Annotated in this window: 22 protein-coding genes; all 22 read left to right on the forward strand. The window is 47.1% G+C overall.

All coding sequences use genetic code 11. The features are described from left to right. The coding region (locus tag ACFO5U_RS16825) for a citrate/2-methylcitrate synthase (RefSeq protein WP_377280243.1) at positions 1–421 on the forward strand (421 nt) is incomplete at its 5' end. A gap of 78 nt (positions 422–499) precedes the next feature. After that, positions 500–1,768, forward strand: coding sequence for an NADP-dependent isocitrate dehydrogenase (gene icd, locus ACFO5U_RS16830; protein ID WP_377280244.1), 1,269 nt, complete (start codon positions 500–502; stop codon positions 1,766–1,768). A gap of 61 nt (positions 1,769–1,829) precedes the next feature. After that, positions 1,830–2,768 (forward strand): malate dehydrogenase, encoded by a 939-nt coding sequence (gene mdh, locus ACFO5U_RS16835; RefSeq protein WP_377280245.1) that lies wholly within the window; start codon positions 1,830–1,832, stop codon positions 2,766–2,768. Positions 2,769–2,922: 154 nt separating this feature from the next. Further along, positions 2,923–3,399, forward strand: coding sequence for a MaoC/PaaZ C-terminal domain-containing protein (locus tag ACFO5U_RS16840; RefSeq protein ID WP_377280246.1), 477 nt, complete (start codon positions 2,923–2,925; stop codon positions 3,397–3,399). 44 nt (positions 3,400–3,443) lie between these two features. Next, complete coding sequence (locus tag ACFO5U_RS16845) at positions 3,444–4,151, forward strand: response regulator transcription factor (RefSeq protein ID WP_377280247.1); 708 nt, start codon at positions 3,444–3,446, stop codon at positions 4,149–4,151. Continuing rightward, positions 4,148–5,548, forward strand: a complete 1,401-nt coding sequence (pnpS, locus tag ACFO5U_RS16850) for a two-component system histidine kinase PnpS (protein WP_377280248.1) — start codon at positions 4,148–4,150, stop codon at positions 5,546–5,548. The genes ACFO5U_RS16845 and pnpS overlap by 4 nt, the downstream gene beginning before the upstream one ends. Positions 5,549–5,557: 9 nt before the next feature. Then, positions 5,558–6,778 carry a carboxylate--amine ligase gene (locus ACFO5U_RS16855; RefSeq protein ID WP_377280249.1) on the forward strand — a complete coding sequence of 407 codons (1,221 nt, stop codon included), beginning with the start codon at positions 5,558–5,560 and terminating at the stop codon, positions 6,776–6,778. A gap of 171 nt (positions 6,779–6,949) precedes the next feature. Next, entirely contained in the window at positions 6,950–7,918 is a 969-nt protein-coding gene (hflK, locus tag ACFO5U_RS16860; protein ID WP_377280250.1) for an FtsH protease activity modulator HflK, read from the forward strand. Beyond that, entirely contained in the window at positions 7,918–8,916 is a 999-nt protein-coding gene (gene hflC, locus ACFO5U_RS16865; protein WP_377280251.1) for a protease modulator HflC, read from the forward strand. The genes hflK and hflC overlap by 1 nt, the downstream gene beginning before the upstream one ends. A 66-nt stretch (positions 8,917–8,982) precedes the next feature. Next, positions 8,983–11,619, forward strand: coding sequence for a DNA polymerase I (gene polA, locus ACFO5U_RS16870; RefSeq protein WP_377280252.1), 2,637 nt, complete (start codon positions 8,983–8,985; stop codon positions 11,617–11,619). A gap of 12 nt (positions 11,620–11,631) precedes the next feature. Beyond that, complete coding sequence (mutM, locus tag ACFO5U_RS16875; RefSeq protein WP_377280253.1) at positions 11,632–12,501, forward strand: bifunctional DNA-formamidopyrimidine glycosylase/DNA-(apurinic or apyrimidinic site) lyase; 870 nt, start codon at positions 11,632–11,634, stop codon at positions 12,499–12,501. A 9-nt stretch (positions 12,502–12,510) separates the two neighbouring features. Further along, on the forward strand, positions 12,511–13,107 hold the full coding sequence (coaE, locus tag ACFO5U_RS16880; protein ID WP_377280254.1) for a dephospho-CoA kinase: 597 nt from the start codon (positions 12,511–12,513) through the stop codon (positions 13,105–13,107). A 110-nt stretch (positions 13,108–13,217) separates the two neighbouring features. Then, positions 13,218–14,237, forward strand: a complete 1,020-nt coding sequence (locus ACFO5U_RS16885; RefSeq protein WP_377280255.1) for a glyceraldehyde-3-phosphate dehydrogenase — start codon at positions 13,218–13,220, stop codon at positions 14,235–14,237. 310 nt (positions 14,238–14,547) lie between these two features. Beyond that, complete coding sequence (speD, locus tag ACFO5U_RS16890; RefSeq protein ID WP_377280256.1) at positions 14,548–14,931, forward strand: adenosylmethionine decarboxylase; 384 nt, start codon at positions 14,548–14,550, stop codon at positions 14,929–14,931. Between the two features lie 120 nt (positions 14,932–15,051). Beyond that, the gene (gene nrdR, locus ACFO5U_RS16895; RefSeq protein ID WP_377280257.1) at positions 15,052–15,528 is read left to right on the forward strand and encodes a transcriptional regulator NrdR; all 477 of its coding nucleotides are present in this window, start codon (positions 15,052–15,054) and stop codon (positions 15,526–15,528) included. A 12-nt stretch (positions 15,529–15,540) separates the two neighbouring features. Next, positions 15,541–16,911, forward strand: coding sequence for a replication initiation and membrane attachment family protein (locus tag ACFO5U_RS16900; RefSeq protein ID WP_377280258.1), 1,371 nt, complete (start codon positions 15,541–15,543; stop codon positions 16,909–16,911). Next, positions 16,912–17,847, forward strand: coding sequence for a primosomal protein DnaI (gene dnaI, locus ACFO5U_RS16905; protein WP_377280259.1), 936 nt, complete (start codon positions 16,912–16,914; stop codon positions 17,845–17,847). A gap of 532 nt (positions 17,848–18,379) precedes the next feature. Then, complete coding sequence (gene thrS, locus ACFO5U_RS16910) at positions 18,380–20,308, forward strand: threonine--tRNA ligase (RefSeq protein ID WP_377280260.1); 1,929 nt, start codon at positions 18,380–18,382, stop codon at positions 20,306–20,308. Positions 20,309–20,569: 261 nt separating this feature from the next. Then, entirely contained in the window at positions 20,570–21,091 is a 522-nt protein-coding gene (gene infC / locus ACFO5U_RS16915) for a translation initiation factor IF-3 (RefSeq protein WP_215106168.1), read from the forward strand. 28 nt (positions 21,092–21,119) lie between these two features. Next, a complete protein-coding gene (rpmI, locus tag ACFO5U_RS16920) occupies positions 21,120–21,320 on the forward strand; it encodes a 50S ribosomal protein L35 (RefSeq protein WP_377280261.1) in 201 nt (66 codons plus the stop codon). A 189-nt stretch (positions 21,321–21,509) separates the two neighbouring features. After that, positions 21,510–21,869, forward strand: a complete 360-nt coding sequence (gene rplT, locus ACFO5U_RS16925; RefSeq protein ID WP_377280262.1) for a 50S ribosomal protein L20 — start codon at positions 21,510–21,512, stop codon at positions 21,867–21,869. Between the two features lie 87 nt (positions 21,870–21,956). Next, the gene (locus tag ACFO5U_RS16930) at positions 21,957–22,217 is read left to right on the forward strand and encodes a DUF1294 domain-containing protein (RefSeq protein ID WP_377280263.1); all 261 of its coding nucleotides are present in this window, start codon (positions 21,957–21,959) and stop codon (positions 22,215–22,217) included. The last annotated feature ends 118 nt before the right edge of the window (positions 22,218–22,335 follow it).

Below are 22,335 nucleotides of genomic sequence, written 5' to 3' on the forward strand. Positions count from 1 at the left end.
CGGGTCGGTCGACAACGTCGAGCCGTACATCACGGAAAAGCTGGCCAACAAAGAAAAAATCATGGGCTTCGGCCACCGCGTCTACCGCAAGGGCGACCCGCGAGCCAAGCATTTGCGCGAAATGTCGCAAAAGCTGACCGAACTGCGCGGCGAACCGAAATGGTACGAGATGTCCATCAAGATCGACGAGCTCGTCACGGGTGCCAAACCGCTTCCGCCGAACGTCGATTTCTACTCGGCATCGGTCTACCATTCCTTGAACATCGAGCATGACCTGTTCACGCCGATCTTCGCGGTATCGCGTGCGTCAGGCTGGCTCGCGCATATTTTGGAGCAATATTCCGACAACCGCCTGATCCGCCCACGTGCCGAGTATATCGGGCCGGGCATGCAAACTTATGTACCAGTAGAACAGCGCTAAGCGGGAAAAACAATAAAATTTGATGGGGCTGACACCAATGTGCAGCCCTATGACTTTGAACTCAGGAGGAACTTACACATGACGAACGGTGAAAAAATTTCAGTTGAAAATGGCGTCTTGAACGTCCCGAATAACGCAGTCATTCCATACATCATCGGTGATGGAACTGGACCGGATATCTGGCACGCAGCTTCACGCGTACTTGAAGAATCGGTAAACAAAGCTTATAACGGCGAGAAATCAATCGTTTGGAAAGAAGTTTTGGCTGGCCAAAAAGCTTTCGACGAAACTGGCGAATGGCTTCCGGCAGAAACTCTTGATGTAATCCGCGAATACTTGATCGCGATCAAAGGACCACTTACTACGCCAATCGGCGGCGGTATCCGTTCATTGAACGTAGCGCTTCGCCAAGAGCTTGATTTGTACACTTGCTTGCGCCCGGTTCGCTATTTCGAAGGCGTGCCTTCACCGGTAAAACGTCCTGAAGATACAGATATGGTCATCTTCCGTGAAAACACTGAAGACATCTATGCTGGTATCGAATACGCTAACGGCAGCGACGAAGTGAAGAAATTGATCTCATTCCTAACTGACGAAATGGGCGTTAAAAACATTCGTTTCCCTGAATCATCAGGTATCGGCATCAAGCCAATTTCTGAAGAAGGAACAAAACGCCTTGTTCGTGCTGCAATCAACTACGCACTTACTGAAGGCCGCGATTCACTAACATTGGTACACAAAGGAAACATCATGAAATTCACTGAAGGTGCCTTCAAAAACTGGGGTTATGAAGTGGCTGAGCAAGAATTCGGCGACAAAGTCTTCACGTGGAACGAATACGATGCAATCAAAGACGAAAAAGGCACAGATGCTGCAAACAAAGCACAAGAAGATGCTTTGGCTTCGGGCAAGTTGCTTGTTAAAGATTCGATCGCTGATATCTTCCTTCAGCAAATCCTTACACGTCCAAGCGAGTTCGACGTTGTTGCAACAATGAACTTGAACGGCGACTACATCTCTGATGCGCTTGCTGCACAAGTCGGCGGCATCGGCATCGCTCCTGGAGCGAACATCAACTACGATACAGGACACGCTATCTTCGAAGCGACTCACGGAACAGCTCCGAAATATGCTGGCCTTGATAAAGTAAACCCATCTTCTGTTATCCTTTCAGGCGTTTTGATGCTTGAGCATCTTGGCTGGACAGAAGCTGCGAAGTTGATCACCAACTCTATGGAAAAAACAATCGCTTCTAAAGTTGTCACTTATGACTTCGCTCGTCTCATGGACGGCGCAACAGAAGTAAAAACTTCTGCATTTGCTGATGAACTAATCAAAAACATGTAAGTTTAAAGAGGAGGCCCTGCCTCCTCTTTGTTGTATCATTCGATGGAAAGGGGAGTTTTAAATGACATTCAAACGTAAAAAGATTTCAGTGATCGGTTCTGGATTTACAGGTGCCACTACAGCTTTCTTGCTCGCGCAGAAACAATTGGGCGATGTCGTCATCGTTGATATTCCCGACATGGAAAAACCAGCAAAAGGAAAAGCATTAGATATGATGGAAGCTGCTCCGGTACTGGGGTTTGATGCGAACATCATCGGAACAGCCGATTATCAGGACACAAGCGGTTCCGATCTCGTCATCATTACTGCTGGCGTAGCCAGAAAGCCTGGCATGAGCCGTGATGATCTCGTATTGACCAATCAGAAGGTGATGAAATCCGTTGCGAAAGAAATCATCAACTACTCACCGAATGCCACCATTCTTGTACTGACCAATCCGGTTGATGCAATGACTTACACTATTTTCAAAGAAACGGGCTTTCCGAAAGAGCGCGTCATCGGCCAATCTGGCGTACTCGATTCTGCCAGATTCCGTACGTTTATTGCACAAGAGCTCAATTTATCGGTAAAAGACATTACCGGGTTTGTTTTAGGCGGTCACGGCGACGATATGGTGCCGCTTGTCCGCTACTCGTTCGCTGGCGGCGTTCCGCTCACGAGCCTGATATCTAAAGAACGCCTCGAGCAGATTGTGGAACGGACAAGAAAAGGCGGCGCTGAAATCGTCAACTTGTTAGGCAATGGTTCTGCTTATTATGCACCTGCAGCTTCTCTGGTCGAAATGGCTGAAGCGATCATCCTCGACCAGAAGCGAGTGTTGCCGACCATCGCTTATTTAGAAGGCGAATACGGCATGAACGGAATTTATCTCGGCGTCCCTACAGTATTAGGGGCTGGAGGCATCGAGAAAATTATCGAAATCGAGCTGAATGAACAAGAAAAGCAAGCGCTCAGTCAATCGGCTGCATCTGTAAAAGCAGTCATGAACGTTTTGACATAAGCGAGGGACCAGGCAGGATTTTTCTGCCTGGTTTTTTTATGAAACAAACAGGCGCTTCGCCTATTCAGCGTTTGCTTAAGAGCGGAGGAGCTTGCGCATGTAGGCGGGAAATTGATACTATAGGGGTAAGAAACACTAAGGGGAGGGAAAGCCTGTGTTGCTAGGCAAAAAACGCAAATTGGGCAGAAAAGTTGAAGATATCACAGTTGGCGAGAAATTGAAGCTGACGGAAAAGATCGAAGACAAAGATCTATTGCTGTATTTGGGATTGACGAACGATGGAAACCCTTTATACATTCAACATGATTTTGCTTCCACGACGAGCTTCGAGAAACCGGTCGTGCCCAATATTATGCTGACGGGCATTGTTACGTCGGCGGTATCGAAGTATATGCCGGGTCCGGGCTCGTATATTTGCGAACAGCATTTAGTGTTTAAAAAACCGGTATACCATTATGCAACAATCGATTTTTTGCTGGAAGTGGCGGATGTTGATGTTAGGAGTAACCAAGTGACAATCCGTGTCCAAGCAACTGACGACAAGGGAGAGCTATGCATGGAGGGCACCGTCCTGGCACAACCGCCGAAAACGGTTAGCCGTTTGACGACACAGGCGATGGAAAATTTCTAAGCGGTTTGGAATGGGGGTTCCAAATTGAATGTGGAGGATGCAAAATGCCGAAAAAACTTTTGATTATCGAAGACGAACACTCGATTGCCACCTTATTGTCCTATAATTTGGTTCAAGCCGGCTATGAAACGATCATCGCTAATGATGGCAAACAAGGCTATGATCTTGCATTGACTGAAAATCCGGATTTGATCGTGCTGGATCTCATGTTGCCATCAATGGATGGTGTAGAAGTGTGCAAATCGCTGCGTCAACAAAAAATCAATACGCCCATCATTATGCTGACAGCCAAGGGAGATGAGTTCGATAAAGTGCTTGGGCTGGAGCTCGGCGCGGACGATTATATGACTAAGCCATTCAGCCCCCGTGAAGTGGTGGCACGCATCAAAGCGGTATTGCGTAGAGCAGAGACCAGCCCGATTATTCAACAAGACGGGACGGCGCCATATGTTTTCGGCGGCTTGCAAATATTCCCCGATCGATTCGAAGTGTTTTTGGATGATAAGCAATTGGATTTCACGCCAAAAGAATTTGAGTTGCTGGTATACTTGGCTGAAAATAAAAATAGGGTTTTGACGCGAGATCAATTGCTGAGCGCAGTATGGAAGTATGATTTTGCCGGAGATACCCGCATCGTGGATGTCCACGTCAGCCATTTGCGGGAAAAAATTGAAATCAATACACGAAAACCGCTGTTCATTAAAACGATTCGCGGCCTCGGCTATAAATTTGAGGAGCCGAAAAGCTCATGAGCTTCCGGCGGCGCTTGCTGATCTCGCTCATGCTATGGGTCGGGACACTGCTCGCTGGGCTTTTTTTGATAACGCTCCAATTTTTTCAATTGTACGAAAGCGCACAGAATAAATCAGCTGTCTGGCTGGCGCTCGGTGTTATTTATGTAATGGGATTGGGAATTTCGGCAGTTATCGGAAACCGCATTATCCGCCTGCAAGTGGAGCCGATCGAGAATGCGACAGCTACCGCAGTGGAACTAGTAAAAGGCAATTATCGTGCAAGGGCCTATGAATCCGACGCACAAGGAAGCTTGGAGTTGAACAAAACGATCAATGTGCTAGCACGCAACCTGCAAGAAATCGCGACGATCCGCCAAATGGAACAGGAACGATTGAAAACATTGATCGAAAACATGGGAAGCGCGCTCGTCATGATCGACCGGCAAGGGAGGATTTCACTTATCAACCGCGCATTTCTGGAGGAAACCGGCCTAACCAGCAGTTCGGTCCTAGGCAAGGTGTACCGTGAAATCAGTCTTGCACCTGAGCTCAAATCGTTTATTGAAAGAGTGTTTATGACTGAAACCCGCTCCCGTGATCAAATTGAGTTTACCGATGGCGTCACCATGAAAAACCTGGATGTCTACGGTGCGCCGGTCATAGGCGAACATGAGCGTTGGCTGGGTGTCGTCATTGTGTTCCATGACATTACCGAGTTGAAAAATCTTGAACAAGTCCGCAAAGACTTCGTGGCGAATGTTTCCCATGAGTTGCGGACACCCGTCACCTCGATCAAAGGATTTTCCGAAACTTTGCTCGACGGAGCGTACCAGGATACTGATACTTTATTGTCCTTTCTGGAAATTATCCAAACTGAAAGCAACCGTTTGGAAATGTTGATCAACGACCTGCTCAATTTATCGAATATGGAACGCTCTGCTTTTCACATTCAAGTGGAGCCGACCGATATGAAAGCCATCATCGAACGGGCCGTAGAGACCGTGCATCCGAAACTATCGGAAAAAAATATCCACATCGATTTGTCGCTTGAGCCGATCATGGTAAAAGGCGATGGGAACCGTTTGATGCAGGTGGTCGTCAACTTATTGATCAACGCAGCAACCTATTCCCATGAAAATACCACTGTCAAAGTCCGTTTGTTCAAACAGGGCGGTCAAGCGATCATCACTGTAGAAGACCAGGGCATCGGCATCGAAGCATCGGAAATCAGCCGTTTGTTCGAACGGTTCTACCGCGTCGACCGTGCAAGAAGCCGAAATTCGGGCGGCACAGGGCTTGGCTTGTCGATCGTTAAACACATCATTGAAGCGCATCAAGGCAAAGTCGAAGTGGAAAGCACTGTCGGCGTCGGCACTGTATTTACTGTTTATTTGCCGCTTGCGAGTGAATTTTAGGAGGAACATATGGAAACCAAACACCCATTTTTGCCGATCATCGTCGGTACGGATATGAATGCATACAATATGGCCATTTCATTTCATGAGGCCTACGGAATCAAACCGATTTTAATCGGCAAAGAACCGCTATCTTTTACTGAAATGAGCACAATCACGGAAACGATCGAATTGAACAAGCAATTGTCCGAGCCTGGCCATTTTGCCGATATATTGATTTCTATGGCAGAGAAGTACAGGGCGCCAGGGAAAACATTGTTACTAGTCGGGACAAACGATTTATATGTTCGTTTGATCATCGAAAATGCGAAAGTGCTGCGTGAGCATTATGTCTTTAATTATCCGACAGAAGCGCTTATGAACCAATTGCAGATGAAGGCGAATTTCTATGAATTGTGCGCTCAGTATGGCATTGATACACCGACTACTTATTTTTATGATTGCAGTCAAGACAAACCGTTCGATGACAGCGATATGATGTATCCGGTCGTCATCAAACCAAGCGACGGCATCGAATACAGCCGCAATAAATTTGAAGGTCAAGAAAAAGTATTTAAAGTGGACAGCCCGAAAGAATTGTTTGAAGTCGTCCAAAAAATCAAGGCGAGCGGCTACCGCGACGAACTGATCATTCAAGATTTCATCCCTGGTGATGATACATATATGTGGGATTCAGTCATATACGCCAATTCCCAAGGCAAGACGCAGCTAGTGACTTATGCGCAAGTTGTGTTGCAGGAACATACCGTGACCGCGATTGGGAACTACACAGCACTCATCACGCGCTTTGATAAAGACATGATGCTGAAGCTGCAGCATTTCCTCGAAGCGGTTGGCTATACCGGTTTTGCCAATTTCGACTTGAAATATGACGCGCGTGACAAAAAGTTTAAAGTATTTGAAGTGAATATTCGCCAAGGCCGCTCGAGTTATTACGTGACGGCGCTCGGCCATAACATGGCGGAATATCTGGTAGATGATTTAATTTACCAAAAAGACAAGCCCGTCACTTATTTAAATGAAGACTTTTTGTTCACAGTCGTCCCGAAAGTTGTTTTACGCAATTTCGTCGACAACAAATCGGTCCAAAAAGACATCAAGCGTTTAATCAAAGAGAAAAAATACGGCAATCCATTATTTTATAAAAAAGATACCCATATGAAACGCAAATTGTATCTTTTTGCACGCCAAGTGAATTATTATAAAAAATACAAAAACAATCAATGGTAACTTTACACAGCCTTAACACTAGCTTCACAATGGGGTGCTATTCTTTAATAGAACCCCCTTCAACCGCATGATCTGAAAAAGAGTCCCTCCCCGGACTCTTTTTCTATTTTCCTGAAACTATTGCACAATCATTCCGTATACATAACTATAAAAGATTAAGGGGGAAACAACATGGGGACGAAACGTATATTAGCCATTATCGGGCTTTCTATATTCGGCATATTAGCATTAGTTGCAGTTTTCACATCTTGGTATACCGTCGATGAGTCCGAACAGGCCGTCATCATCACATTCGGTGAGGCAGGCGAGCCGGTAACTGAATCCGGGCTACATTTTAAAATGCCGTGGCCGATCCAAAAAGCTGAAGTGATGTCCAAAGAAACCTATAGCCTGCAGTTTGGCTATGACCAGAACGCAGAAGGTGAAATCACCACCTATGATAAAGAGACCAAGATGATCACTGGTGATGAGAACATCGTTTTAACGGATCTTGTGGTCCAGTGGAAAATAACCGACCCGAAAAAATACTTATTCAATGCAGAAGATCCGCGCGAAATGCTCCATGATGCGACGACAGCTTCTATACGCTCGATCATCGGCAGCTCATTGATCGATGATGCGCTGACGTCTGGTAAAGCGGAAATCGAAGGTGAGACACGCGAGTTATTATCTTCGCTGATTGAAGAATACGATATCGGCATTTCGGTCCTAGGTGTCAAATTGCAGGATGTGGAATTGCCGAACGAAGAAGTGCGTGCCGCGTTTACGAATGTAACAGACGCACGTGAGACGATGAACACGAAAATCAACGAAGCGAATAAATATGAAAATCAAAAACGCAACGAAGCATTGGGTGAAAAATCAGCGATCAACTCCCGTGCCGAAGCGCAAAAAGTGGAGCGTGTCGAACAAGCGCGTGGAGACATCGCAGTGTTTGACAAGCTGTACGCAGAATACGAAGGCAATCCCGAAGTAACGAAACAACGTCTCATCATGGAGACGTTGGAGTCGGTCCTGCCGAATGCCAAGCTCTACATCATGAACGATGACGAAGGAACATTGAAATATTTGCCGCTTGGGGAAATGCAGACAGCCGTTCCACCTGCAACGGCTGAAGATGAAGAAGGAGGTGGCAACTGATGGATCCGAAACAACCTTTTGGCAATTCCAATACAACTGACATATTCGGCAATAAAAACCGCAGTATAAAACCGAAAGACCCAAAAGATTGGAGATCGCCGAAAGATCCGATCGATTTCCGGAAATTCTGGAAACCGATAGTTATCTCCACGCTTATTTTTGTCGCATTATTGGTAGTACTGACAAACACTTATATCGTGAAGGAAAACGAATACCGCATCGTCCGGCAGTTCGGGGAAGTCGTCAAAGTCCAAGAAGACCCTGGCATCAAAATGAAGGTCCCGTTTATCCAGAGCGTTACGACGATTCCAAAATACCAGATGATTTATGATGTAACGGAAGCGGAAATCAATACGAAAGACAAAAAACGCATTCTGATCGATAATTACGCTGTCTGGCGCGTGACCAATCCGCTGAGTATGATTTCCAATGCCGGCACGATCGTCAATGCAGAGTCGCGCATGGAGGAATTCATTTATTCGGTTGTGCGGACGGAACTCGGCCAACTGAATTACGATGAAATCATCAACGATGAGAATTCATCGCGCGGCAGTTTGAACGATACAGTGACCGCCCGGGTCAATGAATTGCTATCAACGGATGAATATGGGATTGAAGTCGTCGATGTCCGGATGAAGCGAACCGATCTGCCGGCTGAAAACGAGCAAGCGGTCTTTACGCGCATGATCTCGGAACGGGATTCGACAGCTCAGGATTATTTGTCGCAAGGCGATGCGCGAAAACTTGAAATCGAAGCGCAAGCAGACCGTGAAGCACAGGAAGTGATTGCGACAGCCCGAAAAGAAGCCGCATTGATTCAAGCGGAAGGTGAGGCCGAAGCTGCACAAATCTACAATGAATCGTTCTCGAAAGATCCGGAGTTTTATGAGCTGTACCGTTCGCTAGAATCGTACTCGAAAACGATTGGTGAAGATACGGTTATCATCATGCCATCGGATTCACCTTATGCAAGGCTATTGTCTGGAAATCTTGAATAATGCTTAGTGCCGTCATTTCTCTTCTTTTTGCCTGCGTGGTAAAATAAAGGGAATGACGGCTTTTTTATGGAGAGGGGTAATTTTGTGTCAAAGAAAATCTTATTGCTCGATGGCAATAGCTTGGCTTACCGCGCATTTTTCGCGCTGCCGCTATTGACCAATGATAATGGCATCCACACCAATGCAGTATACGGCTTTACGACGATGCTGCAAAAACTATTGGAGGAAGAACAGCCGACCCATATGATGGTGGCGTTCGATGCCGGAAAAACCACATTCCGAAACGAAGCATATAAAGAATATAAAGGCGGCAGACAGAAGACCCCGCCAGAGCTATCCGAACAATTCCCCTATTTGCGGAAATTACTGGATGCTTACCAAATCAAGCAATACGAACTCGATAACTACGAAGCGGATGACATCATCGGCACGCTTAGCCTTCAAGCGGAACAGGCAGGAGACCAGGTTGTCGTCGTGTCTGGCGATAAGGATTTGACCCAGCTCGCTTCCAACTCGACCGTTGTTTATATTACCCGCAAAGGGATCACTGATATAGAAAAATATACAGTCGGCCATATTCAGGAGAAATATGGATTGACGCCGCTTCAGATCATTGACATGAAAGGCTTGATGGGGGATTCTTCGGACAATATTCCGGGCGTGCCCGGTGTCGGAGAAAAAACCGCGTTGAAATTGCTGGCTAAATACCATTCAGTGGAAGGTGTCTACGAAGCGATTGAAGACCAAAAAGGCAAGATGAAGGAGAAATTGGTCGAAAACGAAGAGCTAGCCTATCTGTCGAAAAAATTGGCAACCATTGAGCGGCAGGCACCGGTAACGGTATCGATTGACGAGCTAGGTTATGAAGGGCCTGACCAAGACGAGCTCGTGCGCATTTGGAATGAGTTGGCGTTCAAGTCCTTGCTCGAGAAACTAGATTATACGGCGGAAGAAACGGAAAAAGAGGATTTGCATTTCGACGTGCTCGAAACGGTTGACGCAAGCTTGCTCGAAGATGGCATGGCGGTTCATTTGGAGTTGTACGATGAGCACTACCATAGCTGTGAATTGCTCGGCGTCTCACTCGCTTCCGACAAAGCGACGTATGTAATCCCGATGGAAGTCGCTGCACAATCTGAAGCTCTCAGAACATGGCTTGAAAGCGGCTCGACGAAAAAGTATATGTCCGATTCCAAAGCAGCAACTGCTGCATTTTTGCGCAACGGCATCAAAATCGATGGTGTCGACTTTGATTTGATGCTTGGTGCGTATATCGTCAATCCGTCGCTTAAGTATACAGACCTAGCGGATATCGTCCGCGAGTATGGCTACTCGGACGTGTCGACAAACGAGCAAGTATATGGCAAGGGAGCCAAGAAAAAAGTGCCCGAAGCCGCTATTTTGCAGGAGCATATGGCAAGAAAAGCGCGCGCGATCTTTAATGTCCGGCCGGTTGTCGTAAAAAAACTGGAAGAAAACGAACAATTTGATCTGTACGATAAATTAGAACTGCCGCTTGCCAAAGTGCTCGGCCAAATGGAGTCACTCGGCGTCAAAGTGGACCGCCAGCAGCTGGCTGAGATGGGCGTGGAATTAAAGCGCAAATTAGAAATGATCGAACAGGAGATTTTTGCCCTTGCCGGCCAGGAGTTCAACATCAATTCACCCAAACAGCTCGGCGTCATTTTATTCGAGCAGCTCGGCTTGCCGGCTATCAAGAAAACGAAGACCGGCTATTCGACAGCTGCCGATGTGCTTGAGAAATTGGAAGGCAAGCATGAAATCATTCATCATATTCTCATGTACCGCCAGCTTGGCAAATTGCTGTCGACATATATTGAGGGCTTGTTGAAGGAAATTCACGAAGACGGCAAGGTCCATACGCGTTTTCAACAGGCTTTGACCACTACCGGCCGCCTCAGCTCGACCAATCCGAACTTGCAGAACATTCCTGTGCGCCTGGAAGAAGGCCGTAAAATCCGTAAAGCCTTCGTCCCGTCAGAACCGGGCTGGGTGATGGTCGCAGCGGATTACTCTCAAATCGAATTGCGTGTATTGGCCCATATGTCGAAAGACGAAAGCTTGATCGAAGCATTCCAGTCGGACCTGGACATCCACACGAAAACGGCAAGCGATGTGTTTAATGTATCGCTTGATAAAGTGACATCTGATATGCGCCGTGCCGCCAAAGCGGTCAACTTTGGCATTGTTTATGGCATCAGTGATTACGGCCTGTCACAAAATTTGAACATCACCCGAAAAGAGGCAGCCGATTTTATCGAGCGTTATTTGGCCAGCTTCCCGGGCGTACAAGGCTATATGACGTCCATTGTCGATCAAGCAAAAAAAGACGGTTTTGTTACGACTTTGATGAACCGTCGCCGTTATTTGCCTGACATCAATAGCTCGAACTTCAATTTACGCAGCTTTGCTGAACGCACCGCGATGAACACGCCGATCCAAGGCAGCGCAGCCGATGTCATCAAGCAGGCGATGATCGAAATGGATGCAGCGCTTGAGCGGGAAGGCTTGAAATCGAAAATGCTCTTGCAAGTGCACGATGAGCTTATTTTCGAGGCGCCCCCAGAAGAACTAGACCGATTAATGAAATTGGTTCCGGAAGTTATGGAGTCAGCGGTGGAACTGAACGTCCCGTTAAAAGTAGATATCGCGACAGGAAATACTTGGTACGATACAAAATAAGGAGGAATTGTCATGCCGGAACTTCCGGAAGTAGAAGGGGTGGTCCGGCAAATCCGCCCTGTATCAATCGGAAAGCGCATCGTCTCAGTCGATGTGTCCGATACGATCCGAAAATCAAAGAACTCAGGCAAACAAGCGATATTAAAGCGCATCGAAGCAGATGACTTTCAAGAGCGTCTGTCAGGTGCGCAAATACTCGCTGTCGAGCGCCGGAGCAAATACATTTACGTGACCTTGAAAAAAGAGCAGGAATTCCTGCTGGTGAATCATCTCGGGATGTCGGGGGCGTGGTTTTTCGTCGATAGCCTGCTGTCGATTCCTGAAGATAAATTCCGGCGCCACGTTCATGTGGTGCTGACATTGGATGACGGCAATTTGCTGGCGTTCTCAGATATCCGCCGCTTCGGGGAAATGCGGGTGCTGAAGACGGAAGCGGATTTCCCGCCGCTGCTGCTCATGGCGCCTGAGCCTTTTGCCGACGGTGCCATGGAATGGTTTTTACAACAGGCCGAAAGCCCGAAATTCCGCAACAAGCCGATTAAGGAAGCGATCATGGACGGAACGGTCATTTCCGGCTGCGGCAATATTTATGCAACCGAAGCGCTGTTTCGCATGAAGATTCATCCGAAACGCGCCACTAGCCGCATTAGCCGCAAGCGGAAAATCGAATTGTTCCAAGCAATTGCTGAAATTTTACTCGAGAGCATCGAAGCAGGCGGCAGCACTATCTCGGATTACCGCAATATCAATGGCGAATCGGGAAGCATGCAAGACCGTTTTGGCATGTACGGCAAAAAAACGTGCACGATTTGCGGAACTTCGACAAAAACAGTGAAAATTGCGAGCCGGGCATCGGTTTATTGCCCAGCTTGCCAGAAATGAGGAGAAGCGATGATCATCGGACTGACGGGCAGTATCGCGAGCGGGAAAAGCACCGTCTCACAAATGCTCAAAGAGTTGGGCTATCCGGTTGTGGATGCAGACCTTGTCGCCAGGCAAGTGGTCGAGCCTGAGACCGAAACCTTGCGCAAAATCGGAGAAGCTTTCGGGCCCGAAGTCATCCGTGAAGACGGATCGATGGACCGAGAAAAAGTCGGGTCAATCATTTTCCACGATCCCGCAAGCCGAAAGAAATTGAATGACATCATCCATCCAGCCATCCGCGCTGAAATGCTCAAACAGCGACAAGCGCATATGGATGCTGGCTGTAAAACGGTCATCATGGACATCCCCTTGTTGTTCGAAAGCAAGCTGCAGCATATGGTCGATAAAATCCTGGTCGTCAGTGTGTCCGAGCAGGAACAATTAAAGCGACTTGTGGAGCGCAATCATTTCACAGAACAAGAAGCACGTGCGCGCATTGCCTCCCAATTGCCGATGAGCGTCAAAGAAGCAGGAGCGGATGAGGTGCTGGACAATAATGGCTCAATCGAGGAAACAAAACGCCAATTGTTGCGCATATTGGAACGCTGGCAGACACAACTTTAAAAAAGTATGCGCTTTCTTCCGTTTTCAGGTTCTCTAAAAAAGATAATGTGTTATACTATATATCGAATTAAAAAATATAAGTATGACTTATTTAATTGGAGGATAAATACATGACAGTTTCGATTGCAATTAACGGGTTTGGCCGCATTGGCCGTATGGTTTTCAGACAAGCGGTTTTGATGGATGATGTAACAATTGTGGCAGTCAATGCCAGTTATCCTGCAGCAACGCTCGCTCATTTGATTAAGTATGACACAAATCATGGCACTTTCTCAGGTGATGTAAAAGCAGAAGACAACGCTTTGGTCATCAATGGAAAGCGCATTCAATTGGTCAGTGAACGCGACCCGTTGAATCTCCCGTGGAAAGAAATGGGCGTTGATATTGTCATCGAAGCGACGGGGAAATTCAATGCACGCGACAAGGCCGCTCTTCATTTGGAAGCAGGAGCGAAAAAAGTCATCTTGACTGCTCCAGGAAAAAATGAAGACATCACGATCGTCATGGGCGTCAATGATGACAAATTGGACGTCGAAAAACACGACATCATCTCTAATGCCAGCTGCACGACAAATTGCCTGGCGCCTGTCGCGAAAGTGTTGAATGATGCATTCGGAATCGAAAATGGTTTAATGACAACAGTCCATGCTTATACGAACGACCAAAAGAATTTGGACAACCCGCATAAGGATTTGCGCCGTGCGCGTGCTTGTGCGCAGTCGATCATCCCGACCTCCACGGGCGCTGCGAAGGCTTTGTCTTTGGTGCTTCCGGAACTAGAAGGAAAATTGCATGGCTTGGCGCTTCGCGTGCCGACGCCTAACGTTTCGCTTGTCGATCTTGTCGTGGACGTGCAGCAAGACGTGACAGTAGAAGAGGTGAACCGTGCGTTCGCTGATGCTTCTGAAGGCACGCTTGCTGGAATTTTAGATATAACAATGGAGCCGCTCGTGTCGATCGACTTTAATACGAATCCGAAATCAGCAATCGTTGACGGCTTGACGACAATTGTCATGGGCGACCGCAAAGTCAAAGTGCTCGCTTGGTACGACAATGAATGGGGCTACTCAGCACGCGTTGTCGACCTGCTGAAAAAAGTGGCGAATTCGATGGCTGTCGCTTCAAAATAAGCATACGAGATTCCGCTTTTCTTCCTATTGAAGAGCGGAATCTTTTTTTATGTTTCAATATAAAAAATTGCATGATACAGCATTTATTTATTGCAATTGGGAAACATTCATCATATACTATGAATCGTAGCTAAAAACGGCTACCACTTCTCAATTCTATTTATTCGTAGAGCAAGGAATTAGGAGCGTATATTATTATTCTTATGACTGCTTAAAGGGTTAGGACCTCTCTGGACTAACTTTCCCCCGTGGTAGTCAACTTTGAATATTTTGCGCAAAACCAAAATGTTATCAAAGGGGGAAACGAACCATGGAAACTATGGGACGTCACGTAATCGCAGAACTTTGGCAGTGTGATTTTGACAAATTGAACGATATGGATTATATCGAAAAGACTTTTGTTGATGCAGCACTCAAATCAGGTGCGGAGATCCGCGAAGTCGCTTTTCATAAATTTGCACCACAGGGTGTTAGCGGCGTAGTGATCATTTCAGAATCACATTTGACCATTCACAGCTTCCCAGAGCACGGGTACGCAAGTGTAGACGTATACACTTGTGGAGATCTCGATCCAACGATTGCGGCCGATTACATCGCACAAGCTTTGGATTCAAAGCAAAGCGAAGTAACAGAAGTACCGCGTGGCATGGGTCCGGTTGCAGCCGGAATGACTAAAGTGTCACTAACTGTATAATCACTACTAATAAGGCGAAACACAAGCAGAGGAGAAAATCCTCTGCTTTTTTTAATGTTCACGGAAGAATTTTGTTATACTGTTACTACTAGATAGAGAATTTTTGGGGAGATGTCTACCATGAAATGTCCAGCCTGCCAGCATAACGGCACCCGCGTAGTGGATTCGCGGCCAATAGATGAAATGAAATCGATCCGCAGACGACGCGAATGCGAAGCTTGCGGCTATCGTTTTACCACTTTTGAAAAAGTAGAAGAAATGCCGTTGATTGTCGTGAAAAAAGATGGCTCGCGTGAAGAGTTCAGCCGGGAGAAAGTGTTGCGCGGCTTAATCCGTGCTTGTGAAAAACGACCGGTGTCATTGGATGTTCTGGAAAATGTCGTTTTTGATATCGAAAAAGAATTGCGCCGGAGCGGCAACCCGGAAGTGAAGTCTGAAGAAGTCGGGGAACTGGTCATGAACCGTTTAGCCGACATTGATGAAGTCGCCTATGTCCGGTTTGCCTCGGTCTACCGACAGTTTAAAGACATCACCGTGTTTATTGATGAACTGAAAGAACTGCTCGATCGGGATCCCCGGAAAAAAGATAGCAAATAAGGCGGTGACTACATGACTTTATATAAAGAAATCCAACCCGCCGACTTGTATCGTGTGCGCATGCCTTATCCATTTTCCAATTACGATCGCCAATTGCTGACGTTATTGTATCAGCCGATGGTCGGTTCAGCGGCAGTCTCTTTATATTTGACACTATGGGCGGAAGGTGAGGCACGCGGGGAGGATTCGACCCATTACACTTTGATGAATACGCTCGGGACACCGATCAAGGCGATATTCGAATCACGCATACAGCTCGAAGCGATCGGCTTATTGAAAACATATCGGAATGACGGGGAAAACCGTTCATTCATTTATGAGCTATGCCCGCCCCTTGATCCGAAAACCTTTTTTGCAGATCCGCTCTTGTCGATGTTCCTATTCAGCAAAATCGGGGAGACCGCCTACCGTCGCGTGCGAGACCGCTTCCTTGTCCAGACACCTATAGCCTCAAACTACAAAGAAGTATCAAGAACGTTTACTGATATTTTCCAGCCAGTCCATGCCAAAAATGGCTATCCGGCAGATGAAAAAGAGCTGGAGTCACGTACTAGCGGCGATTATCAGATGGACGATGACTTTGATTTTGCGCTATTGCGGCAGGGATTGTCTGAACAGCTTGTGCCGAAGCGTGTGCTGACGGCCTCGATCCGCAAATGGATTGGCAAGCTGGCTTTCTTGTACGGATTCGGCCCGCTCGAGATGCAAAAAGTCATATTGCTCGCAATTGAAGATGATTACAAGCTTGATGCAGAAGCATTGCGGCGGGCAGCTTCTGATTATTATAAGATGACCGTGACGACGACAGCTCCGAAACTCGAACAAATCAAGCAAGTAGAGCCGTCTGTTGACAAGCAGGATTCGCAACAACAACCGGCTACAAAAGAAGATGAGCTGGTCGCATATTTAGAGTCGGCTTCACCGATCCAAGTGCTGAGAGACATTGCGGGCGGCAAAGAACCACTTCCTGCCGATGTCCAGCTAGCCAATCAATTGGTTACACAGCACGGCATGGAACCGGCAGTCGTTAATGTACTGTTGCAATATGTGCTGCTGCGGACAGATATGAAACTGACGAAAGCCTATGTCGAAAAAATCGCCTCGCACTGGCTGCGCAAAAATGTCACGACAGCGAAGCAGGCAATGGACTTTGCAAGAATCGAACATGGTCAGTATATGAAGTGGAAAAACGAAGCGGGTTCTGCACCAAAAAAATCAGCATCGTCCGCACGCAAACCGATCCGTGAAGAAAAACTTCCGGAATGGTTCCTTAAAAAAGATGAAGTGGAAGAGCCGGTGCAAGGCATACCGAGCGAAAAGCTGGAGCAGGAAAAGCAAAAACTGCTTGCGAAACTTGCGCTGAAGAAAAGAAAGGGTGATTAAATGGAACCGATTCGTGAAACGATGAAGCGAGTGGTCAATGCGCCCTCTTTTTCCGAGCGCTATAACGAGATGAAAAAAGAAGTGTTGGAGCATCCAGGAGTTGTTAAATTCCTGAAAGAAAATGACGAGGAAATCGATGAAACGACAGTGGATAAAGGGCTCGGCAAGCTTTATGAATATATCGACCAATCGCATGACTGTAATAAATGCCCTGATCTCGGGGGATGCATCAATCATTTGAAAGGCTTCGAACCGAATTTGGTGCTTGAGCGCGGCAATATCGGCATCTCTTACACGAAATGCCGCTTGAAAACAGCGTATGACAACAAACGCCACGCCTCTTCACTAATCCACAGCATGTACATGCCGAAGGAAGTGATGGCGGCGAGAATTGAAAACTTTGAACTGGATGACCGCCGGCTGCCGGCTTTCCGTGCTGTCGACGACTTTTTGGAAAAAGCGTCCGGCCCGGACTCGCTCCCTGAAAAAGGCTTATACCTATATGGCAAATTCGGGACCGGAAAATCTTATTTGCTCAGTGCGGTCGCGAATGAGTTGGCGGAGATCAACGTCAAAACAGTCCTCGTCTTCGTGCCGGAATTCATGCGTGAAATGAAACAGGCGATCGGCGACCATACACTGCAGGAAAAAATTGAATACGTCAAAAAAGCCGATGTGCTCATGCTCGATGATATCGGTGCGGAAGCGATGTCGAGCTGGACTCGCGACGAAGTGCTCGGTACGATTTTGCATTATCGGATGGCTGAAAAATTGCCGACCTTCATGAGCTCGAACTTCAGTTATTCGGAACTCGCGCATCATTTGACGTATTCCCAGCGCGGTGAAAAAGAAGACTTGAAAGCAGCGCGCATTATGGAGCGCATCGAAGCATTGACCGTTCCGGTGAAACTTGAGGGCGAAAACCGCCGCAAATAGCACCGGAAACTATTGCCTTTTGTTTTTTTTCGTCGTATAGTAAGAACCATCAATAATGATTTACATGCATTGACAAGGACATGAGCCTTTATGCGCGGCATACAGAGAGGGAAGACACGGCTGAGAGCTTCCCGGCACGCCATTTCGGTTTACCCCCTTCGAGCAGCGTCTGCGAACTCTAGTAGCATTCGACGGAACCGGCCCGTTAGCCGATGCAGAGCTTCATTCCGCGCGGGAGAAATCCGTGCAGAAGAGAAGAAGGGTGGAACCACGAACAAAGCTTCGTCCCTTTTGGGATGGAGCTTTTTGTGTGTGCAAAAAGAAAAGCTGAAGCGCCTGTCCAGCTCCGACAGGCTTAAGACGCACTGGCGAAGCGGCGCTTTATGCCGCACAGCCAGAGTGACTTAAGACCCCGAGGAGCTAGGCGCTGAAGCTAGACACCAAGAAAGGCTCAAACCCCGAAAAAAACGGGTCGCTGAACCAGACCCTGTGGTTCACGGTCCACCCCATATCAATAAAAGGAGAGATTCAGATGGCAGACATGATCCAATTAACATTCCCAGACGGCGCAGTAAAGGAATTCGCTAAAGGTACAAGCACTGAAGAAATCGCTCAATCGATCAGCCCGGGCCTTCGCAAAAAAGCGGTGGCAGGTAAACTATCCGGTCAATTGATCGATTTGAAAGCGCCGATCGAACAAGACGGTGAAATTGCAATCGTCACACCGGAATCAGACGAGGCATTAGAAGTATTGCGCCATAGCTCGGCTCACTTGATGGCACAAGCGGTTAAGCGTCTGTATCCAGATGCAAAATTAGGCGTTGGGCCGGTCATCGAAAACGGATTTTACTATGATATCGATACAGAATCGGCAATCACTGCAGAAGATCTGCAGGTCATCGAGAAAGAAATGAAAAAAATCATCAACGAAAACATCGACATCGTCCGTGTGGAAGTTTCAAGAAATGAAGCGCAGCAACGCTTTGAAGCCATCAATGATCCTTACAAGCTGGAACTATTGGAAGCAATTCCAGCAGATGACCAAGTGTCGATCTATGAGCAAGGTGACTTTTTCGACTTGTGCCGCGGAGTGCATGTGCCGTCGACCGGCAAACTGAAGGAATTTAAACTATTGAGTGTAGCGGGTGCTTATTGGCGCGGCGATAGCGACAATAAAATGCTCCAGCGCATCTACGGCACTGCCTTCTTCAAAAAAGAAGATCTGAAAGCCCATCTCGAGATGCTCGAGGAAGCAAAAGAGCGCGACCACCGCAAAATCGGTAAAGAATTGAATTTGTTCATGAACTCGCAAAAAGTCGGCCAAGGATTGCCGATGTGGCTGCCAAAAGGCGCGACAATCCGCCGCATCATCGAGCGTTATATTGTCGACAAAGAAGAACGCATGGGCTATGACCATGTCTACACACCGGTTTTGGGGAGCGTCGAATTGTACAAAACTAGCGGCCACTGGGACCATTACCAGGAAAACATGTTCCCGGTCATGAGCATGGACAATGAAGATCTTGTTCTGCGCCCAATGAACTGCCCGCATCATATGATGATCTACAAGCAGGGCATCCATTCATACCGCCAGTTGCCGATCCGCATCGCGGAACTCGGGCTGATGCACCGCTATGAGATGTCAGGTGCGTTATCTGGCCTGCAACGCGTTCGTGGCATGACTTTGAATGACGCTCACTTGTTCGTGCGCCCGGACCAGATCAAAGAAGAGTTTAAGCGTGTCGTGAACCTAGTGATTGAAGTCTATAAAGACTTTGATTTAAAAGATTATTCGTTCCGGGTTTCCTACCGTGACCCGGAAGACAAAGAAAAATACTATGATGACGATGCGATGTGGAACCGCGCGCAGACTATGCTGAAAGAAGCAATGGATGAACTTGGACTTGATTACGTCGAAGCAGAAGGCGAAGCGGCGTTTTACGGACCGAAACTCGACGTCCAAGTGAAAACGGCGCTCGGAAAAGAAGAAACATTGTCTACTGTCCAACTTGATTTCCTATTGCCGGAAAAATTCGATTTGACATATATCGGCGAAGATGGGAAACAGCATCGCCCGGTCGTCATCCACCGCGGCGTCGTTTCTACTATGGAACGTTTTGTCGCATTCTTGATTGAAGAATACAAAGGTGCATTCCCGACTTGGCTCGCGCCTGTGCAAGTGGAGATCATCCCGGTATCGCTCGACGTGCATAGCGACTATGCAAAAGAGCTTCAGGAGAAGATGCAACAGCATAAATTGCGCGTCGACATCGATGAGCGTGATGAAAAGCTAGGCTACAAGATCCGCGAAGCACAAATGCAAAAAGTTCCTTATATGCTCGTCATCGGAGACAAAGAACTCGAAAGCGGAGCGGTCAATGTCCGTAAATACGGTGAGCAGAATTCCGAGAGCATGCCGTTTGAAGAATTCCTCAAGCTCGTTCAATCTGAACTTCGGTAAAAGGCTTGACAGTGAATATGCTGCATGATATTATTGTTTAGGTTATTGAATACTTATATGTGCAAGCAGGAGCGCCCGCTTCTCACCTGATCGACCGATTGTTGGCAGGTAGACACGATTTTGACTTTTACACGCTTTAGCGTGCTGTCATATTACGGCGGGCGGACTCCTCGGGGTTCGCCCGCTTTTTGTTTGTACCTGTAAACCGGATCGTCCGGTTCACACATTTAAGCTATTCGCGACACTACCCGGAGGTGGATCATTATTAGCAGAGACAACAATGTAAACGAAGGTATTCGTGCACGTGAGTTACGGGTTATTGACCAAAATGGTGAACAGCTCGGTATTAAATCACGCAACGATGCACTCGAAATTGCAACTCGTGCCAACCTGGATCTAGTGCTTGTGGCTCCTCAAGCTAAGCCACCGGTCGCACGGATCATGGACCACGGCAAGTTCAAGTTTGAGCAGCAGAAGAAAGAGCGCGAAATTCGTAAAAATCAAAAAATCATCAACGTCAAAGAGGTTCGTTTGAGCCCGGGCATCGATGATCATGACTTTAACACGAAGCTCCGTAATGCTATCAAGTTCCTTGAAAAAGGCGACAAAGTAAAAGCTTCAATCCGTTTCAAAGGCCGTGCGATCACGCACAAAGAAATCGGACAACGTGTACTTGAGCGCTTCGCAGAAGAGTGCAAGGAAGTTGCGACGGTTGAGCAGCGCCCGAAAATGGAAGGCCGCAGCATGTTCTTGATGCTGAACCCGGTCAACGAAAAGGAATAACAGCATAATTGTTTAGGAGGAACCCGAAATGCCGAAAATGAAAAGCCACAGTGGAGCGTCTAAACGCTTCAAGAAAACTGGAACTGGTAAAGTAAGACGTAACAGTTCACACACTAGCCACTTGTTCGCAAACAAATCAACTAAGCAAAAACGTAAGCTTCGCAAGAGCTCATTGGTTTCTGCAGGCGATTTGAAACGCATCAAATCTTTGATCTACAACATGAAGTAAAACTAGAAAAGCGTAAGCGCCCGGATTAGATTCGACGGGCATAAGATGAAGGGGCGAAGCGGCGCTATTTGCCGCACAGCCACTTTGACTTATGACCCCGAGAATCTGGGCGCTGCAGTCTAGACAAGAACAACAATACCAACAACTACAAAAATCGAATTTTTTACATTCAGCAGGAGGTAATTGAATATGCCACGCGTAAAAGGCGGAACAGTGACGCGCAAGCGTCGTAAAAGAGTATTAAAATTAGCTAAAGGTTTTTATGGTGCAAAGCACTTACTTTATAAAGTAGCAAACCAACAGGTCATGAAGTCAGGCAACTATGCTTACCGTGACCGTCGCAACAAAAAGCGTGATTTCCGCAGATTGTGGATCACACGTATCAACGCAGCAGCTCGTTTGAATGATATTTCTTACAGCCGTTTGATGCACGGATTGAAACTTGCCGGCATCGATATCAACCGCAAAATGCTAGCTGAAATCGCTGTAACTGATGCAGCTGCTTTCACTGCTTTGGTTGACCAAGCGAAAAAAGCTTCTAACAACTAATTTATTACTAGGCCAACACCTAGTTGTATGGAAAAGGCCGGCTAATCGCCGGTCTTTTTCTATGTAAGCTGATTTGGAGGGAACGATATGATCATACTGGCATCTTTTATCGCCGCCATGTCCATTTTCGCCTTCATCATGATGTGGGTCGATAAACGGCAAGCAAAGGTGCGCGGACAACGAATTCCGGAAAAGCGCTTATGGCTCGTCGCATTTCTTGGAGGAGGCATCGGGTCTTATCTCGGCATGATGCTGTTTAGGCATAAAACACAAAAAGATCTTTTTCGGGTCGGATTTTTCATGTTGGCTTTATTGCAGCTGATTCTTCTGGTCTGGGTAGCATATTAAAAAGAAGGAGAAGCTCAGGGTGCTGCACCCCTAAAGTTAGAGTTAAAAATCTAACTTTAGGGGTGTTTTTTCTATGGCAAAATACAGCGAAGAATTCAAACTAAACCTGGTCAACGAG

The organism is Planococcus dechangensis, from assembly GCF_042654465.1.
Classification (GTDB): Bacteria; Bacillota; Bacilli; order Bacillales_A; family Planococcaceae; genus Planococcus; species Planococcus dechangensis.